The organism is Streptomyces hilarionis, assembly GCF_024539675.1.
In the GTDB taxonomy this organism is placed as follows: domain Bacteria; phylum Actinomycetota; class Actinomycetes; order Streptomycetales; family Streptomycetaceae; genus Streptomyces; species Streptomyces hilarionis.
In genome coordinates this window covers 1-21,088 of the sequence record NZ_JAHHIT010000158.1, presented here as the reverse complement: position 1 = coordinate 21,088, position 21,088 = coordinate 1, and the positions used below count along the sequence as shown (strand labels likewise).

Annotated in this window: 18 protein-coding genes and 1 tRNA gene; 4 read left to right on the top strand and 15 right to left on the bottom strand. The window is 70.6% G+C overall.

What is annotated here, in order from left to right; all coding sequences use genetic code 11:
- Positions 1-36: 36 nt before the first annotated feature.
- The 4 genes from KMS84_RS30910 to KMS84_RS30895 form a co-directional block, all read right to left on the bottom strand.
- Entirely contained in the window at positions 37-1,467 is a 1,431-nt protein-coding gene (locus KMS84_RS30910; protein WP_256919778.1) for a GH1 family beta-glucosidase, read from the bottom strand.
- 163 nt (positions 1,468-1,630) lie between these two features.
- Positions 1,631-2,548 (bottom strand): carbohydrate ABC transporter permease, encoded by a 918-nt coding sequence (locus tag KMS84_RS30905; RefSeq protein WP_438819004.1) that lies wholly within the window; start codon positions 2,546-2,548, stop codon positions 1,631-1,633.
- 11 nt (positions 2,549-2,559) lie between these two features.
- Positions 2,560-3,570 carry a carbohydrate ABC transporter permease gene (locus tag KMS84_RS30900; protein WP_256919780.1) on the bottom strand — a complete coding sequence of 337 codons (1,011 nt, stop codon included), beginning with the start codon at positions 3,568-3,570 and terminating at the stop codon, positions 2,560-2,562.
- Between the two features lie 5 nt (positions 3,571-3,575).
- A complete protein-coding gene (locus tag KMS84_RS30895; RefSeq protein ID WP_256919777.1) occupies positions 3,576-4,904 on the bottom strand; it encodes an ABC transporter substrate-binding protein in 1,329 nt (442 codons plus the stop codon).
- A 414-nt stretch (positions 4,905-5,318) separates the two neighbouring features.
- On the opposite strand from KMS84_RS30895, the gene KMS84_RS30890 reads away from it, so the two are divergent.
- A complete protein-coding gene (locus KMS84_RS30890; protein WP_256919776.1) occupies positions 5,319-6,374 on the top strand; it encodes a LacI family DNA-binding transcriptional regulator in 1,056 nt (351 codons plus the stop codon).
- 187 nt (positions 6,375-6,561) lie between these two features.
- On the opposite strand, the gene KMS84_RS30885 is transcribed toward KMS84_RS30890, so the two are convergent.
- The 4 genes from KMS84_RS30885 to KMS84_RS30870 all read right to left on the bottom strand — a co-directional run bounded on the left by KMS84_RS30885 (position 6,562) and on the right by KMS84_RS30870 (position 9,414).
- Positions 6,562-6,634 (bottom strand) — tRNA-His (locus tag KMS84_RS30885).
- Positions 6,635-6,751: 117 nt separating this feature from the next.
- A complete protein-coding gene (orn, locus tag KMS84_RS30880) occupies positions 6,752-7,354 on the bottom strand; it encodes an oligoribonuclease (protein WP_256919775.1) in 603 nt (200 codons plus the stop codon).
- Between the two features lie 117 nt (positions 7,355-7,471).
- Positions 7,472-8,707, bottom strand: a complete 1,236-nt coding sequence (locus KMS84_RS30875; protein WP_256919774.1) for a helix-turn-helix domain-containing protein — start codon at positions 8,705-8,707, stop codon at positions 7,472-7,474.
- 377 nt (positions 8,708-9,084) lie between these two features.
- Positions 9,085-9,414 (bottom strand): hypothetical protein, encoded by a 330-nt coding sequence (locus KMS84_RS30870; protein ID WP_256919773.1) that lies wholly within the window; start codon positions 9,412-9,414, stop codon positions 9,085-9,087.
- 354 nt (positions 9,415-9,768) lie between these two features.
- Here KMS84_RS30870 and KMS84_RS30865 point away from each other — a divergent pair, with 354 nt between their 5' ends.
- Together KMS84_RS30865 and KMS84_RS30860 are read left to right on the top strand one after the other, a co-directional pair.
- Positions 9,769-10,296, top strand: coding sequence for a universal stress protein (locus tag KMS84_RS30865; protein ID WP_256919772.1), 528 nt, complete (start codon positions 9,769-9,771; stop codon positions 10,294-10,296).
- 148 nt (positions 10,297-10,444) lie between these two features.
- Positions 10,445-11,011: a GPR1/FUN34/YaaH family transporter gene (locus KMS84_RS30860; protein WP_256919771.1), complete on the top strand. Its 567-nt coding sequence runs from the start codon at positions 10,445-10,447 to the stop codon at positions 11,009-11,011.
- Positions 11,012-11,152: 141 nt separating this feature from the next.
- Here the strand turns inward: KMS84_RS30860 and glmS are convergent, their stop codons facing one another.
- The gene (glmS, locus tag KMS84_RS30855; RefSeq protein WP_256919770.1) at positions 11,153-12,970 is read right to left on the bottom strand and encodes a glutamine--fructose-6-phosphate transaminase (isomerizing); all 1,818 of its coding nucleotides are present in this window, start codon (positions 12,968-12,970) and stop codon (positions 11,153-11,155) included.
- Between the two features lie 24 nt (positions 12,971-12,994).
- Positions 12,995-13,252 carry a hypothetical protein gene (locus KMS84_RS30850; protein ID WP_093772840.1) on the bottom strand — a complete coding sequence of 86 codons (258 nt, stop codon included), beginning with the start codon at positions 13,250-13,252 and terminating at the stop codon, positions 12,995-12,997.
- Positions 13,253-13,438: 186 nt separating this feature from the next.
- On the opposite strand from KMS84_RS30850, the gene KMS84_RS30845 reads away from it, so the two are divergent.
- The gene (locus KMS84_RS30845; protein ID WP_256919769.1) at positions 13,439-15,001 is read left to right on the top strand and encodes a purple acid phosphatase family protein; all 1,563 of its coding nucleotides are present in this window, start codon (positions 13,439-13,441) and stop codon (positions 14,999-15,001) included.
- Positions 15,002-15,089: 88 nt separating this feature from the next.
- Here KMS84_RS30845 and KMS84_RS30840 read toward each other — a convergent pair whose 3' ends face one another.
- Genes KMS84_RS30840 through desA form a run of 5 tightly spaced genes read right to left on the bottom strand, consistent with a single transcriptional unit; the run spans position 15,090 to position 21,062 of the window.
- Positions 15,090-15,965 carry a DUF4429 domain-containing protein gene (locus KMS84_RS30840; RefSeq protein ID WP_256919768.1) on the bottom strand — a complete coding sequence of 292 codons (876 nt, stop codon included), beginning with the start codon at positions 15,963-15,965 and terminating at the stop codon, positions 15,090-15,092.
- A gap of 55 nt (positions 15,966-16,020) precedes the next feature.
- Positions 16,021-17,808 carry an IucA/IucC family protein gene (locus tag KMS84_RS30835; RefSeq protein WP_256919767.1) on the bottom strand — a complete coding sequence of 596 codons (1,788 nt, stop codon included), beginning with the start codon at positions 17,806-17,808 and terminating at the stop codon, positions 16,021-16,023.
- Positions 17,805-18,356: a GNAT family N-acetyltransferase gene (locus KMS84_RS30830; RefSeq protein WP_256919766.1), complete on the bottom strand. Its 552-nt coding sequence runs from the start codon at positions 18,354-18,356 to the stop codon at positions 17,805-17,807. The genes KMS84_RS30835 and KMS84_RS30830 overlap by 4 nt, the downstream gene beginning before the upstream one ends.
- A complete protein-coding gene (locus KMS84_RS30825; RefSeq protein WP_256919765.1) occupies positions 18,353-19,636 on the bottom strand; it encodes a lysine N(6)-hydroxylase/L-ornithine N(5)-oxygenase family protein in 1,284 nt (427 codons plus the stop codon). The genes KMS84_RS30830 and KMS84_RS30825 overlap by 4 nt, the downstream gene beginning before the upstream one ends.
- The gene (gene desA, locus KMS84_RS30820; RefSeq protein WP_256919779.1) at positions 19,620-21,062 is read right to left on the bottom strand and encodes a lysine decarboxylase DesA; all 1,443 of its coding nucleotides are present in this window, start codon (positions 21,060-21,062) and stop codon (positions 19,620-19,622) included. Before desA ends, KMS84_RS30825 begins: the two co-directional genes overlap by 17 nt.
- Between the last annotated feature and the right edge of the window lie 26 nt (positions 21,063-21,088).

Genomic DNA, 21,088 nt, shown 5'->3' with positions numbered 1-21,088 from the left:
CCCCCTCCCCCTGCCCCCCGGCAGGTGGTCTTTCGGTCAGGCCGTCTCGACCTCCGGCAGCGTCCCCGTCCTCGCCGCGCGGCCGTACCAGAGCGCGCTCGACTTCGGAGTGCGGGTCAGCGTCGCGTAGTCGACGTACACCGCTCCGAAGCGCTTCTCGTAGCCGTACGCCCACTCGAAGTTGTCGAGCAGGGACCACAGGTAGTAGCCGCGCACGTCCGCGCCGTCCGCGATCGCGCGCCGCACCGCCGAGAGGTGGCCGTGCAGGTAGGCGACGCGCTCCGGGTCGTGGACGCGGCCGTCCGGGTCGGGCTTGTCGTCGTAGGCCGCGCCGTTCTCGGTGATGTAGAGGGGCAGGCCCGGGGCCTCCTCGGTGTAGCGCATGATCAGCTCGTGGAGCCCGCTCGGGTCGATCGTCCAGCCCATCTCCGTGCGCTCGCCCGGAGTCTGGTGGAAGGCGACGTCGTCCGCGCCCGGCCACGGGGAGTGGTCGCTCGCGCCGTGACCGTCCGAACGCGGCCCCTTGGGCTCCGCGTCCGCCGCCGAGACCAGGGTGGGCGTGTAGTAGTTCAGGCCCAGGGCGTCCAGCGGCTGGTTGATGCTGCGCAGGTCGCCGTCGAGGACGAACGACCAGTCCGTCAGCGACGAGGTCGCGGTCAGCAGCGTCTCCGGGTAGGCGCCCTTCAGGATCGGGCCGTGGAAGACGCCGTTGGCGAGGTCGTCGATCTTGCGGACGGCCGCCAGGTCCTCCGCGTTGCCCGGCGAGAGCGGGCGCACCACCGACGAGTTGAGGCTGAGCGCCACCGCGTTGCGGGCCGGCATGACCGAGCGCAGCGCCGAGGCGCCCAGCCCGTGCGCCAGGTTCAGGTGGTGGGCCGCCTTCAGCGACGCCACCGGGTCGGTGCGGCCCGGCGCGTGCACCCCGGAGGCGTACCCGAGGAACGCGCTGCACCAGGGCTCGTTCAGCGTGATCCAGTTCTCGACGCGGTCGCCGAGCGCCTCGCCGACGATCTGCGCGTACTCGGCGAAGCGGTGGGCGGTGTCGCGCTCCGGCCAGCCGCCCGCGTCCTCCAGCTCCTGCGGGAGGTCCCAGTGGTAGAGGGTGACGGCCGGCTTGATGCCCTTCGCCAGCAGCTCGTCGACCAGGCGGCGGTAGAAGTCCAGGCCCACCTGCACCGCCGGCCCGCGGCCGGTCGGCTGCACCCGGGACCAGGAGATGGAGAAGCGGTACGCCGTCAGGCCGAGGTCCGCCATCAGCGCCACGTCGTCGCGGTAGCGGTGGTAGTGGTCGACAGCGATGTCACCGGTCTCGCCGCCGGACGTCTTGCCCGGCGTGTGGCTGAAGGTGTCCCAGATCGACGGCGTGCGGCCGTCTTCCCGCACCGCCCCCTCGATCTGGTAGGCGGACGTCGCGGCGCCCCAGAGGAAGGAGGGCGGAAAGGTCACCGGATTGACGGGCTCGGGCATGGAAGCGCTCCCAAGGAAGGTCGTCGCGGGTCGTCGAGGTCGTCGAGACCGACGGAGGTCAGGGAAAGGGGTGGGGAGGGGGCCGGGGCTGCGATGACCCGGCCCCCGGGAAGTCATGGGCGGGAGGGCGTCGGACGAAGCCGTGCGGTGGACCGGGGCGTCGTCAGCCCTTCACCGCGCCCTGCATGATGCCGCCCACGATCTGCTTGCCGAAGATCGCGAAGACCAGCAGCAGCGGCAGCGTGCCCAGCAGCGCGCCCGCCATGATCAGCGACTGGTCCGGGGTGTAGCCGCGGCCGAGGCCCGCGACCGCCACCTGCACGGTCGGGTTGCCGGTCTGGCTCAGCACCAGGAACGGCCACAGGAAGTCGTTCCAGGTCTGGACGAACATCAGCATGCCGAGCACCGCCATCGCGGGACGCGCGGCCGGGAACACCACGTGCCACACCACGCGCCAGCTGCTCGCGCCGTCCACCCGGGCCGCCTCGATGATCTCGTCGGGCAGCGCCTGGATGAGGTACTGCCGCATGAAGAACACGCCGAACGCGCTCACCAGGGAGGGCAGGATCACCGCCTGCAACTGGTCCGTCCACTCCAGCTTGGCGACCAGCATGTACAGCGGGATCACGCTCAGCTGCGGCGGCACCATCATCGTGCCGATCACGATCAGCATCAGCGCGCCCCGGCCCCGGAACCGGAGCTTGGCGAAGGCGAACCCGGCGATCGTCGACAGGAAGACGATCGTCGCCGCCGAAGTCCCGGCCACGATCGTCGTGTTGACGAAGGCCTTGCCCAGGTTCGCGTCGTTCCAGGCCACGTCCAGGTTGTGGAAGAGGTTGGAGCCGAACACGAACGGCGGCGGGTTCTGCGCCAGCCGGTTGTTGTCGCGGGACGCGGCGATCGCCGTCCACACCAGCGGGAACAGCGAGACGAGGGTGAACACGCCCAGGATGACGTAGGCGATCGGGCCGCCGTGCATCTGCCCGCCGGCCCGCGCGGACTTGGGCCGGCGCACCTTCCGGGCCGTCGGCACGGCGCCCTGGGGTTCCACGGGCTTCGCGGTCGTTGTCGTCGTCGTCACGGCCGGTACTCCTAACTACTGGCGCGCAGCCGGCGCGAGATGACGTAGTTGACGATGCCGACCACGATCAGGATCAGGAACATCGTCCAGGCGATCGCGGAGGCCCGGCCCAGGTGCTGGTTCACCCAGCCCTGCTCGTACAGGTACAGGCCCAGCGTCTGGAACTGGTGCTCGGCGCCGCCCGACGCGCCCTTGTTGGCGTCGAACAGCAGCGGCTCGCCGAAGACCTGGCTCGCGCCGATCGTCGAGACGACGACCGTGAAGAGGATCGTCGGCCGCAGCGACGGCAGGGTCACGTGCAGGAACTGCTTCCAGCGGCTCGCGCCGTCCAGCGCCGCCGACTCGTACAGGTCCTGCGGGATCGCCTGCATCGCCGCCAGGTAGATCAGCGCGTTGTAGCCCGTCCACCGCCAGACGACGATCGACGAGACGGCGATCTGCGAGGGCCACTTGTCGTTCTGCCAGTCGATCGCGTCGATCCCGACGAAGTGCAGCGCCCAGTTGATCATGCCGTAGTCGCGCCCGAAGAGCAGCACGAAGACCAGCGAGGCGGCCGCGATCGACGTCGCGTACGGCGCGAGCATCGCGACGCGGTAGAACGTCGAGGCGCGCAGCTTGTAGTTGAGCAGATGGGCCAGGCCCATCGCCATCAGCAGCTGCGGCACCGTCGAGATGACGCCGATCGTCAGGGTGTTGCGCGCCGCGTTCCAGAAGAAGTCGTCGTCGAAGATGCGCGTGTAGTTGCGCAGCCCCACCCACGTCATGTCGGTGGGCGCGGTGAGCTCCACCTGGTGCAGTGAAGCCCAGCCGGTGTAGACCAGCGGGAACAGGCCGAACGCGAGGAACAGCAGGAAGAACGGCGAGACGAACGCGTACGGGCTCCAGCGCAGGTCCCGCTGCCAGCGGCGGGACAGGCGGGCCCGGTGTCGCTTCTCCGCCTCCGTGAGTGCGGCGGGCGGGCGGCCCGGGGCCGCGCCCCCCTCCTTGACGGGGGGCGCGGCGGTGTCGTGGCGGGTGGACATCCGGGTCACTTGTCCAGGTTGTTGTCGATGGTCTTGGTGGCCGTCTTCCAGGCCTCCTCCGCCGACTTGCCCTTCGTCACCAGGATGACGCCGTTGTCGGTCAGACCCTGCTGGATGATCTGGTCCTTCGGGCCGATCACCTGCACCGGAGCCGTCTTGGCGGCCTGGGAGAAGACCGTGCCGATCGGCGAGTCACCGGTCATGTCGTTCTTCGCGCCGGTCACCTCGGGCATCGTGTACGCGCTCGGCGTGCTCGGGAAGGAGCCCTGCACCTTGAACAGCTTCGCCTGCTGCTCGGGCGCGGTCAGCCAGGTGATGAACGCCTCGGCCTCCTTCACGTGCTTGCCGCTCTTCGGCACGCCCAGGAAGGAGCCGCCCCAGTTGCCGGACTTGGGAGCGACGGCAACGTCCCACTTGCCGGCGTCCTCGGCCTTGGCCTTGCCCTTGATGGTGCCGAGCATCCACGGCGGGCAGGCGATGGTGGCGAACTTGCTGTTGGCGATCGTGGTGTCCCAGGCCGGCTGGAACTGCGTCTGGGCCTGGACCAGACCCTCCGTGGCCGCCTTGGCGGTGAGGTCGAAGGCGTCCTTCACGGCCGGGTTCGTCTTGTAGATGATCTCGCCGGAGGAGTTGTAGAACTTCTCCTTCTCACTGCTGAGGATGGCGTTGATCAGGCCACCGGGGGAGTCCATGAAGAAGGTGCCCGCCTTGGCCTTCTTCTTGTACTGCTCGCCGGTCGCGATGAACTTGTTCCAGTCGCCGGCCCACAGCTTGCCGACCGCCTCGCGGTCGGTGGGCAGACCGGCCGCCTGGAAGAGGTCCTTGCGGTAGCAGAGGGCCATCGGACCGACGTCGGTGCCGAGGGCGATCGTCTGGCCGTCCTTGGTGGTGCCCTGCGACCACTTCCAGTCCAGCCACTTGCTCTTGTCCACGCCCGAGACCTTGGACATGTCCTCGAACTTGGCCGCCTGGGTGGCGACGACCTCGGCTATGTTGCCGACCTCGATGGCCTGGACGTCCATCAGGCCGCTGTTGGTCGTGAGGTGGTTCAGGAGCGCCGGGTAGTAGTTCTCGTTCCGCTCCGTGACGTTCTCGGCGATCTTGATGTCCGGGTGGAGCTTCTCGTACTCGGTGTAGAGCCCGGCCTCCTTGAAGCCCATCGTGCCGAAGAGCCCCAGCGTGATCGTGGTCTTGCCCTTGCCACCGCCCGACGAACCGTCGGAAGCGTTGTCGTCGCCGCTGTCGTCGGCACAGCCGGCCAGCAGCCCGGCGCCCAGCGACGCCACGGCCGCCAGGACCACCACCCGGCGGGTGGTTCGGGTACGAGCTCGCATTACATCCTCCTGTTGCCCTGACGTGCCGACCCCCCGGCCAACTGCATTGTTGGGCCCGTTAGTTACTCGCTGCGGCTCGGGCGGGGAACGTGCGGGATGTGTATGTGTCAGGTACCGTGGGAGCGCTCCCACAGGTGATGTGTTGAAGAGTCGTCGGTTCCGGCGGGGGTGTCAAGGGCGGGAGCGCGGAGAGATGCGTTCAGTTATCTGCCTGTTAGCTAACTCGCGCGGACAGCGCTTTCCCGCCGACCCGGCCGGATCGGATCCGGGGACGCGCGGGCCGCCGGGTCCGCACGCGACCCCGGGGGCGACCCGGGAACGGCCCGGGAAGGCCGGGCACCGGCGACGGTATACCGAACGGACGGGACTGTTAGATTCCAGACCAGCGCGAACAACGGCGGGAAGGCGGAGCCCATGGCAAGCCACGGAGCGCGGGGGCGCAGCGGGGGGCGGCCGACCCTCGAAGAGGTGGCCGCACGCGCCGGCGTCGGCCGCGGCACGGTCTCCCGGGTGATCAACGGTTCGCCGCGGGTCAGCGACGCGACGCGCGCGGCGGTGGAGGCGGCGGTCGCCGAGCTCGGCTATGTCCCGAACACGGCGGCCCGTGCTCTCGCGGCCAACCGCACGGACGCGATCGCGCTGGTCGTCCCCGAGCCGGAGACGCGGTTCTTCGCGGAACCGTACTTCTCGGACATCCTGCGGGGCGTGGGCGCGGAGCTGTCCGACACCGAGATGCAGTTGCTGCTGATCTTCGCGGGCAGCGACCGCGAGCGGCGCCGGCTGGCGCAGTACCTGGCGGCGCACCGGGTGGACGGGGTGCTGCTGGTCTCGGTCCACGCCGACGACCCGCTGCCGGACCTGCTGTCCCAGCTGGAGATCCCCGCGGTGATCAGCGGTCCGCGCTCGGAGGCGGAGACGCTCCCGTCCGTGGACTCCGACAACTACGGCGGCGCGCGCTCCGCGGTCGAGCACCTGCTCTCCCGGGGCCGCTCCCATATCGCCCACATCACCGGCCGCCTCGACGTCTACGGCGCCCAGCGACGCGTGGACGGCTACCGCGACGCGCTGCGCGACGCGGGCCACGAGGTGGACGAGGGCCTGATCGCCCTGGGCGACTTCACCGAGGAGGGCGGCCACCGCGCGATGCGCGAGCTCCTCGCCCGTACGCCCGAGCTCGACGCGGTGTTCGCCGGCTCCGACGTCATGGCCGCCGGCGCCCGCCGGGCCCTGCGCGAGGAGGGCCGGCGCATCCCGGAGGACGTGGCGCTGGTCGGCTACGACGACTCCGCGATCGCCCGCCACATGGACCCGCCGCTGACGAGCGTGCGCCAGCCCATCGAGGAGATGGGGCGCAGGATGCTGGACCTGCTGCTGACGGAGATCGCGGACCGCCGCCCGGCGGTGTCCCGCGGACTGGAGCGCCGACGGGTGGTGCTGGCCACCGAGTTGGTGGGGCGGACGTCCTCCTGAGGGAGCCGGGCCGCCCGGCCGCCCGGTGGCGGGTTCCGCCGCCGGGCTCCCTTCCCGTGCCGGCACGGTCCGGGGTCTCCCGCGCGTGCCCGGCGTGCGGGAGGCGGGGAAGCCGGAAGCGGGGCCGAGCCGGAAAACGCATCAGCCGGTGACCTCCCTTTCGGGAAGTCACCGGCTGATGACTCAGGGTGAGTGACGGGACTCGAACCCGCGGCATCCTGGACCACAACCAGGTGCTCTACCAGCTGAGCTACACCCACCACGCCCGGCAGTTGGACTTTGCGGTCTCCCTACCGGCCGAGAAAAAGTGTACAGGGTCCGAAGGGGTGCTCGCGCACGGCTTTTCCCGGGGCCGCCGGAGCGTCGTCGTGAGGGTCCTACGGGGCGGGCAGGACGTGCTTGGCCGCGATCGACTTCGCCGTGTCGGAGTCGGGGCCGGGCTGCGGCACGAAGACGGCCTCGCGGTAGTAGCGCAGTTCCGCGATGGACTCGCGGATGTCCGCGAGGGCGCGGTGGTTGCCGTTCTTCTCGGGGCTGTTGAAGTACGCCCGCGGGTACCAGCGCCGGGCGAGCTCCTTGATCGAGGAGACGTCGACGATCCGGTAGTGGAGGTAGTCCTCCAGGGCCGCCATGTCACGGGCGAGGAAACCGCGGTCGGTGCCGACGGAGTTCCCGCACAGGGGCGCCTTGCCCGGCTCCTTCACGTGCTCGCGTACGTAGGCGAGGACCTGCGCCTCGGCCTCGGCGAGCGTCGTCCCGCCCGCCAGCTCCTCGAGCAGTCCGGACGCGGTGTGCATCTGACGCACCACCTCCGGCATCGTCTCCAGCGCCCGGTCCGGCGGGCGGATGACGATGTCCACACCGTCGCCGAGGATGTTCAGCTCGGAGTCGGTGACGAGGGCGGCTACCTCGATGAGAGCGTCGTCGGACAGCGAGAGGCCGGTCATCTCGCAGTCGATCCACACCATGCGATCGTTCATGCGACCACCCTAAAGCTGACGTCGCCCTTTGAGGCGTCCCGAGGTCCGGCGCTCTCCCGACGCGCGGACGCCGGGAGAGCCCGGTCGTGCGGGCCCGCCCGGCGTACGCGCGGTCGATCACATGCCGCTGCGCTGCCCCGGCACGCTCGCCCGTGAGGCCGCGTACGCCTCACGCGCGTGCTCGGACGGCAGGGACGCCGACGAGCCCAGCGCCCCGGCCGTCGCGGCGGCCGTGCGCCGGATCTGCGGAGGCACCGGTCCGGGCGACTCCGGGTGCAGCGACGGCGGCGGTGGCGGCGGGGACGACGGTTCGCTGTCCGTCGGCCTCTCGCTCTGCGGCCTGCGCGCCCGGTACGCCGCCCGGTACGCCGCCGGCGACGAGCCGAGCTGGCGGCGGAAGTGGCCGCGCAGGGCCACCGGCGAGCGGAAGCCGCAGCGGCCCGCGACCTCGTCCACCGAGTAGTCCGACGTCTCCAGCAGGCGCTGCGCCTGGAGCACCCGCTGGGTGATCAGCCACTGCAACGGCGCGCTCCCGGTCAGCGACCGGAAGCGGCGGTCGAAGGTGCGCCGGCTCATGTAGGCGCGCGCGGCCAGCGTCTCCACGTCGAACTGCTCGTGGAGGTGCTCCAGCGCCCAGGCGACGACCTCGGCCAGCGGGTCGGCGCCGATCTCCTCGGGTAAAGACCGGTCGAGGTAGCGCTCCTGGCCGCCCGACCGGCGCGGTGGCACCACGAGGCGCCGCGCCAGCGCGCCCGCCGCCTCGTTACCGTGATCCGTCCGCACGATGTGCAGACACAGATCGATTCCGGCCGCGGTGCCGGCCGACGTGAGCACGTCGCCGTCGTCCACGAACAGCTCACGCGGATCCACGTGGACCGACGGATAGCGCTTGGCCAGCGTCGGCGCGTACATCCAGTGGGTCGTGGCCGGACGGCCGTCCAGCAGGCCCGCGGCGGCCAGCACGAACGCGCCGGTGCACAGGCCCACTATGCGGGCGCCCTCCTCGTGCGCCCGGCGCAGTGCGTCGAGCGCTTCCTCCGGCGGTGGCGACGTGATCGAACGCCAGGCGGGCACGACGACCGTGCCCGCCCGCGAGATCGCCTCCAGGCCGTGTGGTGCGGTGAGTTCCAGGCCCCCTGTGGTCCGCAGCGGGCCTTCTTCCCCGCCGCACACCAACAAGCGGTAGCGCGGCACGCCGGCGTCCTGGCGGTCAATCCCGAACACCGACAGCGGAATGGAACTCTCGAATATGGGGCCGCCGCTGAACAGCAGCACCGCGACGATCTCCTTGCGGCGTCGCCCGGACAGCTTCCGGGCCACGGCTTCCGGCGCGGCAGTGGAGTCGTGGCTCATCCTGCTAAGCCCCCCTCGGTGGTCGCGGCTCCTCGGTTGTGTCGCTCCTGCACGTTTCCCCTTGGTCCTGCACGAGTCCCCCGCCGTAGACAGTCAAGATCGAATCTACTGTGTCGCCTGATGCCGGCGTGGCCAGTTCACCACCCGGCAGATTGTCGACATGGCAACTTGGCGTGAAGCATTCGATCACGAAGCGTTGCACTCACGGGCCGTGCAGGGAAGTGCGCCTCGGTGCGGTGGCCAATCCCCATAGGGTGCACGGGCCCCCCGAAGGGCTTTTCGTGCAGGTGGAACGGGGCGTGGGGGGTGGTTACGGCAAGAGATGCACACTTACCGGAAGTTGGCTGAAAACAAGCGGGTCCGTGCGTGAAAACCGGTCAACCGACCGGTGAGTTTCCTCCGGAGTGGCGACGGCCGCGGTGAGCCCCCGTTCCGGTGCGCTGGTGGCGCCCCCGGTGGTGCGCCTCGGGCGCGGGCTCCTCGGCGAGCAGCCGGGCCGCGTACCGCTCGGACCGGCGCAGGAGCACCCGGCAGGCGGCCGTGACGGCGGCGAGGCCGAGGGCGGTGCCGGCGGCCCCGGCGAGGGAGGCGCCGTATCCGAGGAGGACCACCGGGACCAAGACGCAGGTGAAGGCCGCCCAGCGGATCAGGTCGGTCGCCCGGTCGTCGCCGGGGCGGGGCTCGGGAGCGGTGCGGGACGAACGCACGGGGCGGACTCCTTCCTGGGCGGCGGCGCCCGTCGGCGGGGCGGCGGTGCGCGGGGGCTGTTCACGGGGCGGCGTTGCACGGGGTTCAACGCCTGTTCGAGCGGTCGGTCACTGCCGGGAGGGGGCCGGTCTCGGGGAACCCCGTGCAAACCGCCTGTACGGGGCAGCAACCATTGCGTTACGGGCGTCCGCTCGTGCATGCTCCCTGGAACCCCCACCGGGGGCGTGCGGGCACTGGGCCCAGGAGGCGTGCCGCCGTACCCTTGGGGGTATGGGGTCGGGAAGAGGATTCCCGGACAGCTCCGCCGCTCACCGCCGTCCCACCCGTATAAGGATCGATACGCCGAGACAGCCATGGCCGGTCACGAATACTTCGAACCCGCGGACCGCAAGCGGCCCGTCGCCGACCCCACGGCGGCCGAGCCCCTGGCGGCCGAAGAGGCACGCCATTCCTGCGACCCCGCCTTCCAGCACGGGGTGGTCGTCGGCTTCGACGGTTCCACGTCCAGCGAACGCGCCCTCGCGTACGCCATCGGCATGGCCCACCGCTCCGGGGCGGGCCTGATCATCGTCCACGTCGCCAACCGGCTGCCCACCACGGTGTGGGCGGGCTGCGAGCCGCCCGTCTTCGTCGACGTGCCCGACCACCGCACCGAGGTGCTCGGTCTGGAGCTCGCGTGCGCCGACTACCTCGCCGAGGTCCCCTGGATCCTCGTCGAGCGCGGCGGCGACATCTGCCACGAGCTCGAAGAGGTCGGGCGGGAGTACGAGGCCGACGCGATCGTCGTCGGCTCCACGCACGGCCTCGTCGGCCGGATCTTCGGCTCGGTCGCCGGGCGGCTCGCCAAACGCGCCAAGCGGCCCGTGGTCGTCATCCCGTAACTCCCGTTCCCCCCGGGGTGGGATGAGATCCCGGTGCTCCGGGTCCCCCGCGCGCGCAGCAGGAAACTACCGACGCGTAGGGGTGTTTGTGCCTTTGTGAAGGGCATATAAGGCTCACATAACTGCACATGCATGAAGGGAGCTTGCCGTGGACAACGACGTCTCTGCGGGAAGCAGCACCACCGCGATCGCCGGCCGACTCGCCCTCGGCGTCACCCTGTTGGCCTTCGGGCTCGGGTACACCGACCTCATCGACGGCGTGACGGCCGCGGACGCCGTATCCATCGCCCACTACGTCGGCGGCGTCGCGCTCTTCCTCGCCGGCCTGCTCGCCCTGCGCGACCGGGACGTGGCCGCCGGCACCGCCTGCACCGTCCTCGGCGCCTTCTGGTTCACCTGGGCGGTCTCCGCCGGGGCCTCCGTCTCCGACAACGCGGCAGGGCTCTTCCTGCTCCTGTTCGCCCTCGTGGCGCTCTCCCTGACCCTCGCCGGCGGCGACCAACTCGGCCAGGCGGCCTACGGGTTGTTCTGCGTCGGCCTGGTCCTGATGGCCGTCGCCCGGTTCGCCGGCAGCGACGGACTCACCAAGGCGGGCGGCTGGTTCGCCGTCGCGGCGGGCGCGGTCGCCTGGTACGCGGCGACGGCGGCCCTGGCGCACTGGCCCACGACGATCTCCCGGCGTGCTGCCCGTCCCGGTGTGACGGCCGCGGGCTGAACCGGCAGCCGGCGCCGGGGAGACGGACGTCCCCGGCGAATGGGGCGGGCCCCCGTGCGCGGTGGCGGCACGGGGGCCCGTTCGTCGGCCGCTGCGGGCCGGCGGGACGTGGCGCACGCTTGCGCGCGCCGCGTCGGGCGGCTACTCGACGGTGACCGACTTCGCCAGGTTGCGCGGCTTGTCGATGTCGCGGCCCAGCGCCTTCGCCGTGTAGTAGGCGAGGAGCTGGAGCGGGATGCCCATGAGGATCGGGTCGAGCTCGTCCTCGTTCTTGGGGACGACGATCGTGCGGTCGGCCTTCTCCTGCTCGCGGTGGGCGACCGCGACGATCCTGCCGCTGCGGGCCTTGATCTCCTCGAGCGCGGCGCGGTTCTTCTCCAGCAGGTCGTCGTCGGGGACGATCGCGACCGTCGGGAGCGCGGGCTCGATGAGGGCCAGCGGGCCGTGCTTGAGCTCGGAGGCGGGGTAGGCCTCGGCGTGGATGTACGAGACCTCCTTGAGCTTCAGCGAGGCCTCGCGGGCGACCGGGTAGCCCCGGACACGGCCGATGAAGAGCATCGAGCGGGCCTCGGCGAGCTCCTCGGCCAGCTTCTCGATCTCCGCCTCCTGCTCCATGATCTCGGCGATCTGGGCGGGCAGCTTGCGCAGACCCTCGATGATCCGCTTGCCGTCGCGCACCGAGAGGTCGCGGGTGCGGCCCAGGTGCAGGGCGAGCAGCGCGAAGGCCACCGTCGTGTTGGTGAAGCACTTGGTGGACACGACGCAGACCTCGGGGCCGGCGTGCACGTAGACGCCGCCGTCCGCCTCGCGGGCGATGGCCGAGCCGACCACGTTGACCACGCCCAGCACCCGCGCGCCCTTGCGCTTGAGCTCCTGGACGGCCGCCAGCACGTCGTACGTCTCACCGGACTGCGAGACGGCGATGTACAGGGTGTCGGGGTCCACGACCGCGTTGCGGTAGCGGAACTCGGACGCGGGCTCGGCGTCCGCGGGGATGCGGGCGAGCTCCTCGATCATCTGGGCGCCGATCATGCCCGCGTGGTACGAGGTGCCGCAGCCGAGGATCTTGACGCGGCGGATCTGGCGCGCCTCGCGGGCGTCCAGGTTGAGGCCGCCGAGGTGCACGGTGGAGAAGCGGTCGTCGATGCGGCCGCGCAGCACGCGGTCCACGGCGTCGGCCTGCTCGTGGATCTCCTTGTGCATGTAGGTGTCGTGGCCGCCCATGTCGTAGGAGGCGGCCTCCCACTCCACGGTCGTCGGCTCGGCCGTGGTGCGGGTGCCCTCGGTGGTGTACGTGCGGAAGTCGTCCGCCTTGAGGGTGGCCATCTCGCCGTCGTCGAGGGTGACTATCTGGCGGGTGTGGGCGACCAGCGCGGCGATGTCCGAGGCGACGAACATCTCCTTCTCGCCGATGCCGAGGACGACCGGGGAGCCGTTGCGGGCGACGACGATGCGGTCGGAGAAGTCGGCGTGCATCACGGCGATGCCGTAGGTGCCCTCGACCACGCGCAGCGCCTCGCGGACCTTGTCCTCGAGCTTGTCGGCCTGGGCGCGGGCGACGAGGTGGACGAGCACCTCGGTGTCCGTCTCGGAGAGGAACTCGACGCCGTCGGCTTCGAGCTTCTTGCGCAGGTCGGAGGCGTTGTCGATGATGCCGTTGTGGACGACGGCGACCTTGAGGTCGGCCGACATGTGCGGGTGGGCGTTCACGTCGGAGGGGGCGCCGTGGGTGGCCCAGCGGGTGTGGGCGATGCCGGTCGTGCCCTTGAAGCGCGCCGGGACCTTGGCCTCCAGGTCGCGCACCCGGCCCTTGGCCTTGACCATCTTCAGGCCGGCCGTCCTGGGCGAGGTGACCACGATGCCGGCCGAGTCGTACCCGCGGTACTCCAGGCGCTGGAGGCCCTCCAGGAGCAGGGGAGCGACGTCACGCTTCCCGATGTATCCGACGATTCCGCACATATATACGTATCCCCAAGCTTCGGTTCAGCCGTAGACGATGCGTCGCAGTTGCCTGAGCGTGAGCTCGGGCGGCGCCACCGCACGGTATTTCAGGTCCGCCTCGATCCGTTCGAAGATCTCCGCGTTCACCAGGCCCTGGGCCTGGAGCTCGCGGTGGCGGCGACGGACGTAGTCCTCGGTCGTCTCGTCGAAGTAGGCGAGCACGTCCTGGATCACCCGCAGCGCCTCGCCCCGCTGGAGGGGCGTGGAGCGCGTCAGGTGATCAACAAGTTCGTCGTGCACCCGGTAGATCCTGGGGTACGCGAGCCGGTTTCGCAAGAAACGTGCCCGATTTCGGGCAGGCCTCTGTGGGCGAGCCTTGGCGGAACATTGAATGTGTTATGGGGCGCTGTTCGCGAACCGTCCATTCGGCGTCTTGCGGGCCGTCGCCGGAAGCGACGAGTTTCAGACGTCATGGACACTCCTCGCATGGGCGTACCCGAGCAGCTCGCCGACCGCATGAGCATGGCCGAGCAGCACGAGTACCTGCGCACCAGGTTCTCCCGGCGCACGATGATCAGAGGCGGCGCGGTCACGCTGGGCGCGGTCACCGGTGGCGCGTTCGTCACCGGCGCCACGGCCCGGGCCGCCGTTCCCACCCAGCCCCTCTCCCACACCGAGCACGTCGACGGCGCTCTCGTCGCCCCCTTCGGCCGTCACCTCGCCTACGGCAACGACCCGCGCACCGAGATGACCGTCTCCTGGCAGGTGCCGGTCGCGGTGAAGAAGCCGTTCATCCGCATCGGCGCCCACCCCTGGGACCTCTCCCGCAAGATCGAGGCCGAGGTGCGCACCCTGTACACCCCGGCCGGCGTCGGCGCCAGCGGCGACCACACCCAGTACTACGTGCACGCCGAGCTCGCCCACCTCAAGCCGGGAAGGACGTACTACTACGGCGTCGGCCACGCGGGCTTCGACCCGGCCGCCCCGCACCTGCTGGGCACCCTGGGCACCTTCACCACGGCCCCCGCCCACAAGGCCCCCTTTACCTTCACGGCCTTCGGCGACCAGGGCGTCAGCTACCACGCGCTGGCCAACGACAGCCTGATCCTCGGCCAGAACCCGGCCTTCCACCTGCACGCCGGCGACATCGCCTACGGCGACCCCGCCGGGCAGGGCAAGACCTCCGACACCGTCTTCGACTCGCGCACCTGGGACCAGTTCCTCGCCCAGACCGAGTCCGTCGCCAAGTCGGTGCCGTGGATGGTGTCGTACGGCAACCACGACATGGAGGCCTGGTACTCGCCCAACGGCTACGGCGGCGAGGAGGCCCGCTGGAACCTCCCCGACAACGGACCCGACAAGAAGAACCTCCCGGGCGTCTACTCCTTCGTCCACGGCAACACCGCGATCATCTCGCTGGACCCCAACGACGTGTCCTTCGAGATCCCGGCCAACCTCGGCATCTCCGGCGGCACCCAGACCAAGTGGTTCGAGGCGCAGCTGAAGAAGTTCCGCGCCTCGAAGGACATCGACTTCGTCGTGGTGTTCTTCCACCACTGCGCGTACTGCACCTCCACCGCGCACGCCTCGGAGGGGGGCGTGCGACAGGAGTGGGTGCCGCTCTTCGACAAGTACCAGGTGGACCTGGTCATCAACGGCCACAACCACCAGTACGAGCGCACCGACGTCATCAAGGGCGACAAGGTCGTCAAGAAGCTCCCCATCGGGGGCACGGCCTACCCCGAGACCGAGGGCGTCGTCTACGTGACGGCGGGCGCCGCCGGCCGCAGCCTGTACGCGTTCACCGCACCGGACTCGTACGAGGGCCACGAGCACGAGGTCGACTCGGTGGCCTCGTTCGTCAACCTCAAGGACGGCAAGAAGAACGAGACCGTCACCTGGTCGCGGGTGCGCTACCTGAACTACTCGTTCCTGCGGGTGGACGTCACCCCCGCGCCCAAGGGCCACTACACGACGCTGAAGGTCCAGGGCATCGCGGAGACCGGTGACCGCATCGACCACTTCACGGTGGCCCGCAGGGCGAAGTAGCGGGGCACGCGCGCCCGGAGGGCGGGGCGCACGACCTCCTCGGCGCGGGCGCGGGCGCCCGTGCCCGCGCAGGCGGTCCTTCCGCGCGCTACAGGCGCTTGAGGACCGCCTGCTTGGCCAGGGCGAACTCGTCGTCCGTCAGCACGCCGTCGCGGTGCAGCTCGCCCAGCTCGCGCAGCCGGCGCAGCAGCGCGTCGTGGTCGCCCTCGGCCGCCGGGCCCGGCAGCTGCGGCCGTACGGCGTCCGCGACGGCCGTGGTCGCCGCGGACGGATGCGGGAGCCGGGCCTGCACGGCCGCCGCGACCAGGGCCATCAGCGGATCCTTCCGGAAGCCCCACAGCTCCACGGCGTTCGGGTCGTACTTCGGCGGGGTCGTGGCGGGCGCGTGCCGCGGGCGCAGCCGCAGCGCGCCGTTCTCCAGGCCCACCGCGGGCTGCCACTCCACGCCCGCGATGTCCGCGAGCGAGAGCGTGCGCGGCCCGCCGGCGGCCTTGGCCTCCTCCGTCTTCCAGTTCCACTCCAACCGGACGCTCTCGCCGTCGAAGCTCGCGGTGCCGTCCCCGGCGGAGACGGACAGGGGCACGGAAGGGCCCGGGAGCAGATAGGCGTCCACCGGGTCGGAGGGCACCTCGTCCAGCAGCAGCGCGCGGCGCACCTCGTCCACGAGGTACTCGGCGACGCCGTACCGGTCGGACTCGACGAGCAGCTGGTACGGGTCGTGCGGCTCGGCGAGCCGGCCGCCGGTCGCCTGGAGCAGCGGATCCGCCCCGTCCCGCAGCCGCAGCCTCAGCCGCCCGGACTTCTTGCCCTGTTCGAACGACACCCCGGCCAACGCCCGGAGCGGGACGACGATTTCACCCAGTTCCCGGCGCAGCAGTCCGACGTTGCGGTCCCGTCCGGGGGTCAGCCGCAGGGCGTCGCCGTCGAAGATCCACGTGCCGTCCTTCTGGAGGATTTCCGCCATGCGGGGATTGTTCCACCGCCCCGGGCCGCGCACGAGGCGGCCCGGCCGGGCACGGTCAGAACCCCGCGACGGGATTTCTCAGGGTGCCGATCAGCTGGAGGGCGCCCGAGGGGTCCGCCAGATCCACCATCTGCCGGTTGTTGCGCAGTTGCAGGCGGTTGAGGCAGGACAGCGCGAACTCGGGGGCGAACATGTCGTACTGGCGGAACCGGTCGGCCAGTTCGGGGTTCGCCTCCTGGTAGGCGCGGGTGACCTCGGCGACCGTGTGCCAGAAGTCGTCCTCCTCGAGGATCCCCTCGGCGGCGAGAGCGGCCGCGAGGAAGCGGAAGAAGCAGTCGAAGACGTCCGTGAAGATCGACAGGAGCTTGGTGTCGTCGGGCACCTCGACGCGGATGCGCCGGACCTCGGGCGGCAGCACCGCGTCCGGGTCCATGACGGCGATCTCCTCGGCGATGTCCTTGTAGACCGCCCGCTGCACGACGCCGTCCTTCAGCACCAGGATCGTGTTCTCGCCGTGCGGCATGAACACCAGGTCGTAGGCGTAGAAGCTGTGCAGCAGGGGTGTGTAGTAGGCCTGGAGGTAGGCGCGCAGCCACTCGGCGGGGGCCAGGCCGGAGGCCTCGACGAGCACGCCGGCGACCGACCGGCCCTCGTGGTCCACGTGGATCAGCGAGGCCATCGTCGCGAGCGACTCGCCCTCCCGCAGCGTCGGGACCGGACTCTCGCGCCACAGCGCCGCCAGCATCTTGCGGTAGGGCGAGTAGCGGTCCGTCGCGGCCTCGTACTCCAGGTGCCGGTAGCCGACGGCCGCCCGCTCGCGGATGATCGACAGGCCCGTCGACTTCAGCACCGGATCGTTGTCGATGAGCTGGGCCAGCCAGTCGTTGATGGCCGGCGTGGCCTCCATGTAGGCGGCCGACAGCCCGCGCATGAAGCCCATGTTCAGCACGGACAGGGCCGTCTTGACGTAGTGCTTCTCGGGATGGGTGCGGTTGAAGAAGGTGCGGATCGACTGCTGCGCCAGGTACTCGTCGTCGCCCTCGCCCAGGCACACCAGGTGCTCACGGGCGATCTCGGCCGCGAAGGTGACGGTGAGCTTGTTCCACCACTGCCAGGGGTGGACGGGGAGGAGGAGGTAGTCGGCCGGGTCCAGGCCGCGCTCGCGCAGGACGGCGTCGAAGCGGTCGACGGTCGCGGCCCCCAGCTCCTCGCGCACGAACGACTCGTAGGCGATGCCGGCGCCGGCCGTGAACGCGGCCCGCGACCGGTGCGCGGCCAGCCACACCAGCCGTACCGGGGCGGCCGTCTCCGGCGCGTACGCCAGGTACTCGTGCATGCCGAAGCCGAGCCGCCCGTTGTTGGCGACGAAGCAGGGGTGGCCCTCGGTCATCCCGGTCTCGATGGCCTGGAAGCCGTCGCGGACCAGTTGTGCCGAGGTGGTCGCGGGCTTGGCGAACTTGTAGCAGGCGCCGGAGAGGGTGGAGGAGATCTCCTCCAGGTAGACCGGCAGGATCTCGTCGCTCAGGCCCAGGGTCGACTTCAGTTCGACGAAGAAGTCCAGTGCCTCGACGGGGAGTTCGGCGTCGCCGCGGGTGCGGGTGATCGAGTCGGCGTCGACCTGCCAGTGGTCGAGGGCCCGGCGCACGGCGCTGAAGCGGTAGGACGTCAGCCCGTCGTCGCTGCGGACGGCGTAGCGACCCGGCGTCCCCTCGGGCGTCGGGAGCTCCTCGGGCGTGAGCAGCCGCTCGTGGGCGAACTCCGCGAGCGCCTTGCGCACCAGCAGACGGTTGGCCTTGGCCCAGTGCTCGGGGGAGAGGTGGGCGACGGCGTCGGCGAGGCTCATGCCGTCACCCCCGTCGCGGCGGTGAACTGCTCGCGGGTGCAGAAACTCAGCAGCGCCGTCTTCTCCGGCTTGCGGATCTCCCGCTCGGGCACAAAGCCGACGGCCTCGTTGAGCACGTGCACGGCCTTGTTGGCGACGTCCGGCTCGACGACGACGCGCCGCACCGCCGGGTCCGCGAACAGGTGCGCCATGACGGCGGTGATCACCGCGCGGGTGAAGCCGTGCACCGGCCGGTCCGTGGGGGCGACCAGGAAGTGCATGCCGATGTCGCCCGGGAGCGGCTCGTACAGGCCGACCAGCTCGCGGTGGGCGGGGTCGTAGTGCTCCGTCAGGAAGGCGGGCTCGCCGTCGTGCAGCCCGAGGAGGGCGTGGTGGTGCTCGTCGGCGGCGATGTCCGTGTAGGCCCGCTCGACGTCGACGAGCGTCGCGTCCCGCATCATCCAGTAGGCGGCCTTGGGGTGCGTCACCCAGCGGTGCAGCAGCTCGGCGTCGCGCGGCGGGTCGAGGGGACGCAGGGAGAGGCGGCCGACGGCCGCGGGGATGGTCATACGCCGAACTCCTGGAATGCGATGGTCTTCTCGACCGGGTAGTACTCGGTGCCGAGCAGCTCGCGGATGATGTAGCTGTTGCGGTAGGCGCCCATGCCGAGGTCGGGCGAGGTGACGCTGTGCGCGTGCACGCCCGCGTTCTGAAGGAACACGCCCCGGCCGGTGGTGTCGATGGCGTAGTTGCGGCCGACGTCGAAGTTGCCGTGGGCGTCGCGGCGCAGTCTGTGCCGGACCGGCGCGAGGAACTCGGGCTCGGCGTAGTGGTATCCGGTGGCCAGCACCAGCCCCTGGCTGCTCAGCTCGAAGTCCTTGCCCTGCTCCTCCTGGCGGAAGGACAGCGTGTACGTGCCGTCGGCGTGGCTCGCGCCGGTGAGCGCGGAGTTGGTCAGCAGCCGGGTGGGTACGGGCCCGGCGAGGCTCTTCTGGTAGAGCAGGTCGAAGATCTCGTTGACGAGGTCGCCGTCGATGCCCTTGAACAGGCCCTTCTGCTCGGCGGCGAGGCGGTAGCGGGTCTGCTCCGGCAGCGCCCGGAAGTAGTCGACGTACTCCGGGGAGGTCATCTCCAGGGTGAGCTTGGTGTACTCCAGCGGGAAGAAGCGCGGGGAGCGGGTGACCCAGTTCAGCCGGTAGCCGTGCACGTCGATCTCGGAGAGCAGGTCGAGGTAGATCTCGGCGGCCGACTGCCCGGAGCCGACCAGGGTGATCGACTCCTTGCGCTGGAGTTCCGCCTTGTGCTGCACGTAGCGGGAGTTGTGCAGGAGGTCGCCGCCGAGGCCGGCGCAGGCCTCGGGGACGTACGGGGAGGTGCCGGTGCCGAGGACCAGGCGCCGGGCGCGGTGGACGTGCCCCTCGGCGGTGCGCACCGCGTACAGCTCCTCGTCCTCGTCCCAGGTCACCTCGGCGACCGTCGTCGAGAAGCGCACGCAGGTCAGCTTGTTCGCGGCCCACCGGCAGTAGTCGTCGTACTCGACGCGCAGCGGGTAGAAGTTCTCGCGGATGTAGAACGAGTACAGCCGGCCCTTCTCCTTCAGGTAGTTGAGGAAGGAGTAGGGGGACGTCGGGTCGGCGAGGGTGACCAGGTCCGACATGAACGGGGTCTGGAGATGGGCGCCGTCGAGGAACATCCCGGCGTGCCACTCGAAGTCGGGCTTCGACTCCAGGAAGAGGCCGTCGAGTTCGGCGATGGGCTCGGTCAGACAGGCCAGTCCGAGGTTGAAGGGGCCGAGCCCGATCCCCACGAAGTCGTGGACGGTGTCCGGGGATTCAGCAAGCGCGGTCAAGGGACTCTCCCAGGTACTGCTCGGCATGGCCGGCGATCAGGTCGAGGACGGCGGCGATGTCGTCGGTCGTGGTCTCGGGGTTGAGCAGGGTGAACTTCAGGTAGTGGCGGGCGCCGACCTTGGTGCCGGCGACCACCGCGTCGCCGGAGGCGAACAGCGCCTTGCGGGCGTACAGGTTGGCGCGGTCGATCTCCGCCGGGTCGGTGACGGCGGCGGGGATGTAGCGGAAGACGAGGGTGGACAGCGACGGCTGGACGACGACGTCGAAGCGCGGGTCGGCGGCCAGCAGGCGCCAGCCGTCGACGGCCAGGTCACAGACCTCGTCGAAGAGCGCGCCGATGCCGTCGGCGCCCATCGTGCGCAGGGTCATCCACAGCTTGAGGGCGTCGAACCGGCGGGTGGTCTGGAGGGACTTGTCCACCTGGTTGGGGATGCGCTCCTGCACCGTGCGGCGCGGGTTGAGGTACTCGGCGTGGTAGGTGGCGTGGCGCAGCGTGCTCGCGTCGCGCACCAGCACGGCGGAGGAGCTCACCGGCTGGAAGAAGGACTTGTGGTAGTCGACGGTGACGGAGTCGGCGCGCTCGATGCCGTCGATGCGGTCCCGGTACTTCACCGAGGCGAGGAGCCCGCAGCCGTAGGCGGCGTCGACGTGCATCCAGGCGCCGAACTGGGCGCACAGTTCGGCGATCTCGGGGAGGGGGTCGATGGAGCCGAAGTCGGTGGTGCCGGCGGTGGCGACGACGGCCATGGGGACGAGGCCGTCCCTGCGGCAGCGCTCCAGCTCGTGGGCGAGCGCCACGGTCTGCATGCGCTTGTCGTGGTCGACGGGGACGGTGACCACGGCCTCCGGGCCCAGGCCGAGCAGTTTCGCCGACTTCTGCACGCTGAAGTGGCCGGCTTCGGAGGCGAAGACGCGCACGTTCGCGAGCGAGTCGGACTTCGCCTCCTCGCGGGCCAGCAGCAGGGCCTGGAGGTTGGACTGGCTGCCGCCGGAGGTGAACACGCCGTCCGCGGCGGGGCCGAGGCCGACGCGGGCGCACGTCCAGTCGATCAGCCGGCGCTCGATGAGGGTGCCGCCGGCCGACTGGTCCCAGGTGTCCAGGGAGGAGTTGACGGCGGACAGGACCGCCTCGCCCAGCACGGCGGGGATGACCACGGGGCAGTTGAGGTGGGCGAGGTAGCGGGGGTGGTGGAAGTAGATCGCGTCCCGGAGGTAGACCTCCTCCAGCTCGTCGAGCACGGCGGTGGTGTCGCCCAGGGGCCGGTCGAGGTCGATCCGGTCGATGCGGGGCGCGAGATCGTCGACCGCGACACCGGTGAACGGACGGTCGGTGGCGGCGAGTTTGGCGGCCACCCGCTCTACTCCTTCGGTCACGGAGCGGCGGTAGTGCTCCGCGGTCGTGTCATTGAGCAGGTGCGAGCGCATGGTGGGGGTCCTCCGGGGGTGGGGAC

Coding starts and splice junctions, on each gene's coding strand:
- KMS84_RS30910 (WP_256919778.1), bottom strand. CDS start 1,467: ATGCCCGAGCCCGTCAATCCGGTGACCTTTCCGCCCTCCTTCCTCTGG.
- KMS84_RS30900 (WP_256919780.1), bottom strand. CDS start 3,570: ATGTCCACCCGCCACGACACCGCCGCGCCCCCCGTCAAGGAGGGGGGC.
- KMS84_RS30895 (WP_256919777.1), bottom strand. CDS start 4,904: ATGCGAGCTCGTACCCGAACCACCCGCCGGGTGGTGGTCCTGGCGGCC.
- KMS84_RS30890 (WP_256919776.1), top strand. CDS start 5,319: ATGGCAAGCCACGGAGCGCGGGGGCGCAGCGGGGGGCGGCCGACCCTC.
- orn (WP_256919775.1), bottom strand. CDS start 7,354: ATGAACGATCGCATGGTGTGGATCGACTGCGAGATGACCGGCCTCTCG.
- KMS84_RS30875 (WP_256919774.1), bottom strand. CDS start 8,707: ATGAGCCACGACTCCACTGCCGCGCCGGAAGCCGTGGCCCGGAAGCTG.
- KMS84_RS30865 (WP_256919772.1), top strand. CDS start 9,769: ATGGCCGGTCACGAATACTTCGAACCCGCGGACCGCAAGCGGCCCGTC.
- glmS (WP_256919770.1), bottom strand. CDS start 12,970: ATGTGCGGAATCGTCGGATACATCGGGAAGCGTGACGTCGCTCCCCTG.
- KMS84_RS30845 (WP_256919769.1), top strand. CDS start 13,439: ATGGGCGTACCCGAGCAGCTCGCCGACCGCATGAGCATGGCCGAGCAG.
- KMS84_RS30840 (WP_256919768.1), bottom strand. CDS start 15,965: ATGGCGGAAATCCTCCAGAAGGACGGCACGTGGATCTTCGACGGCGAC.
- KMS84_RS30835 (WP_256919767.1), bottom strand. CDS start 17,808: ATGAGCCTCGCCGACGCCGTCGCCCACCTCTCCCCCGAGCACTGGGCC.
- KMS84_RS30830 (WP_256919766.1), bottom strand. CDS start 18,356: ATGACCATCCCCGCGGCCGTCGGCCGCCTCTCCCTGCGTCCCCTCGAC.
- desA (WP_256919779.1), bottom strand. CDS start 21,062: ATGCGCTCGCACCTGCTCAATGACACGACCGCGGAGCACTACCGCCGC.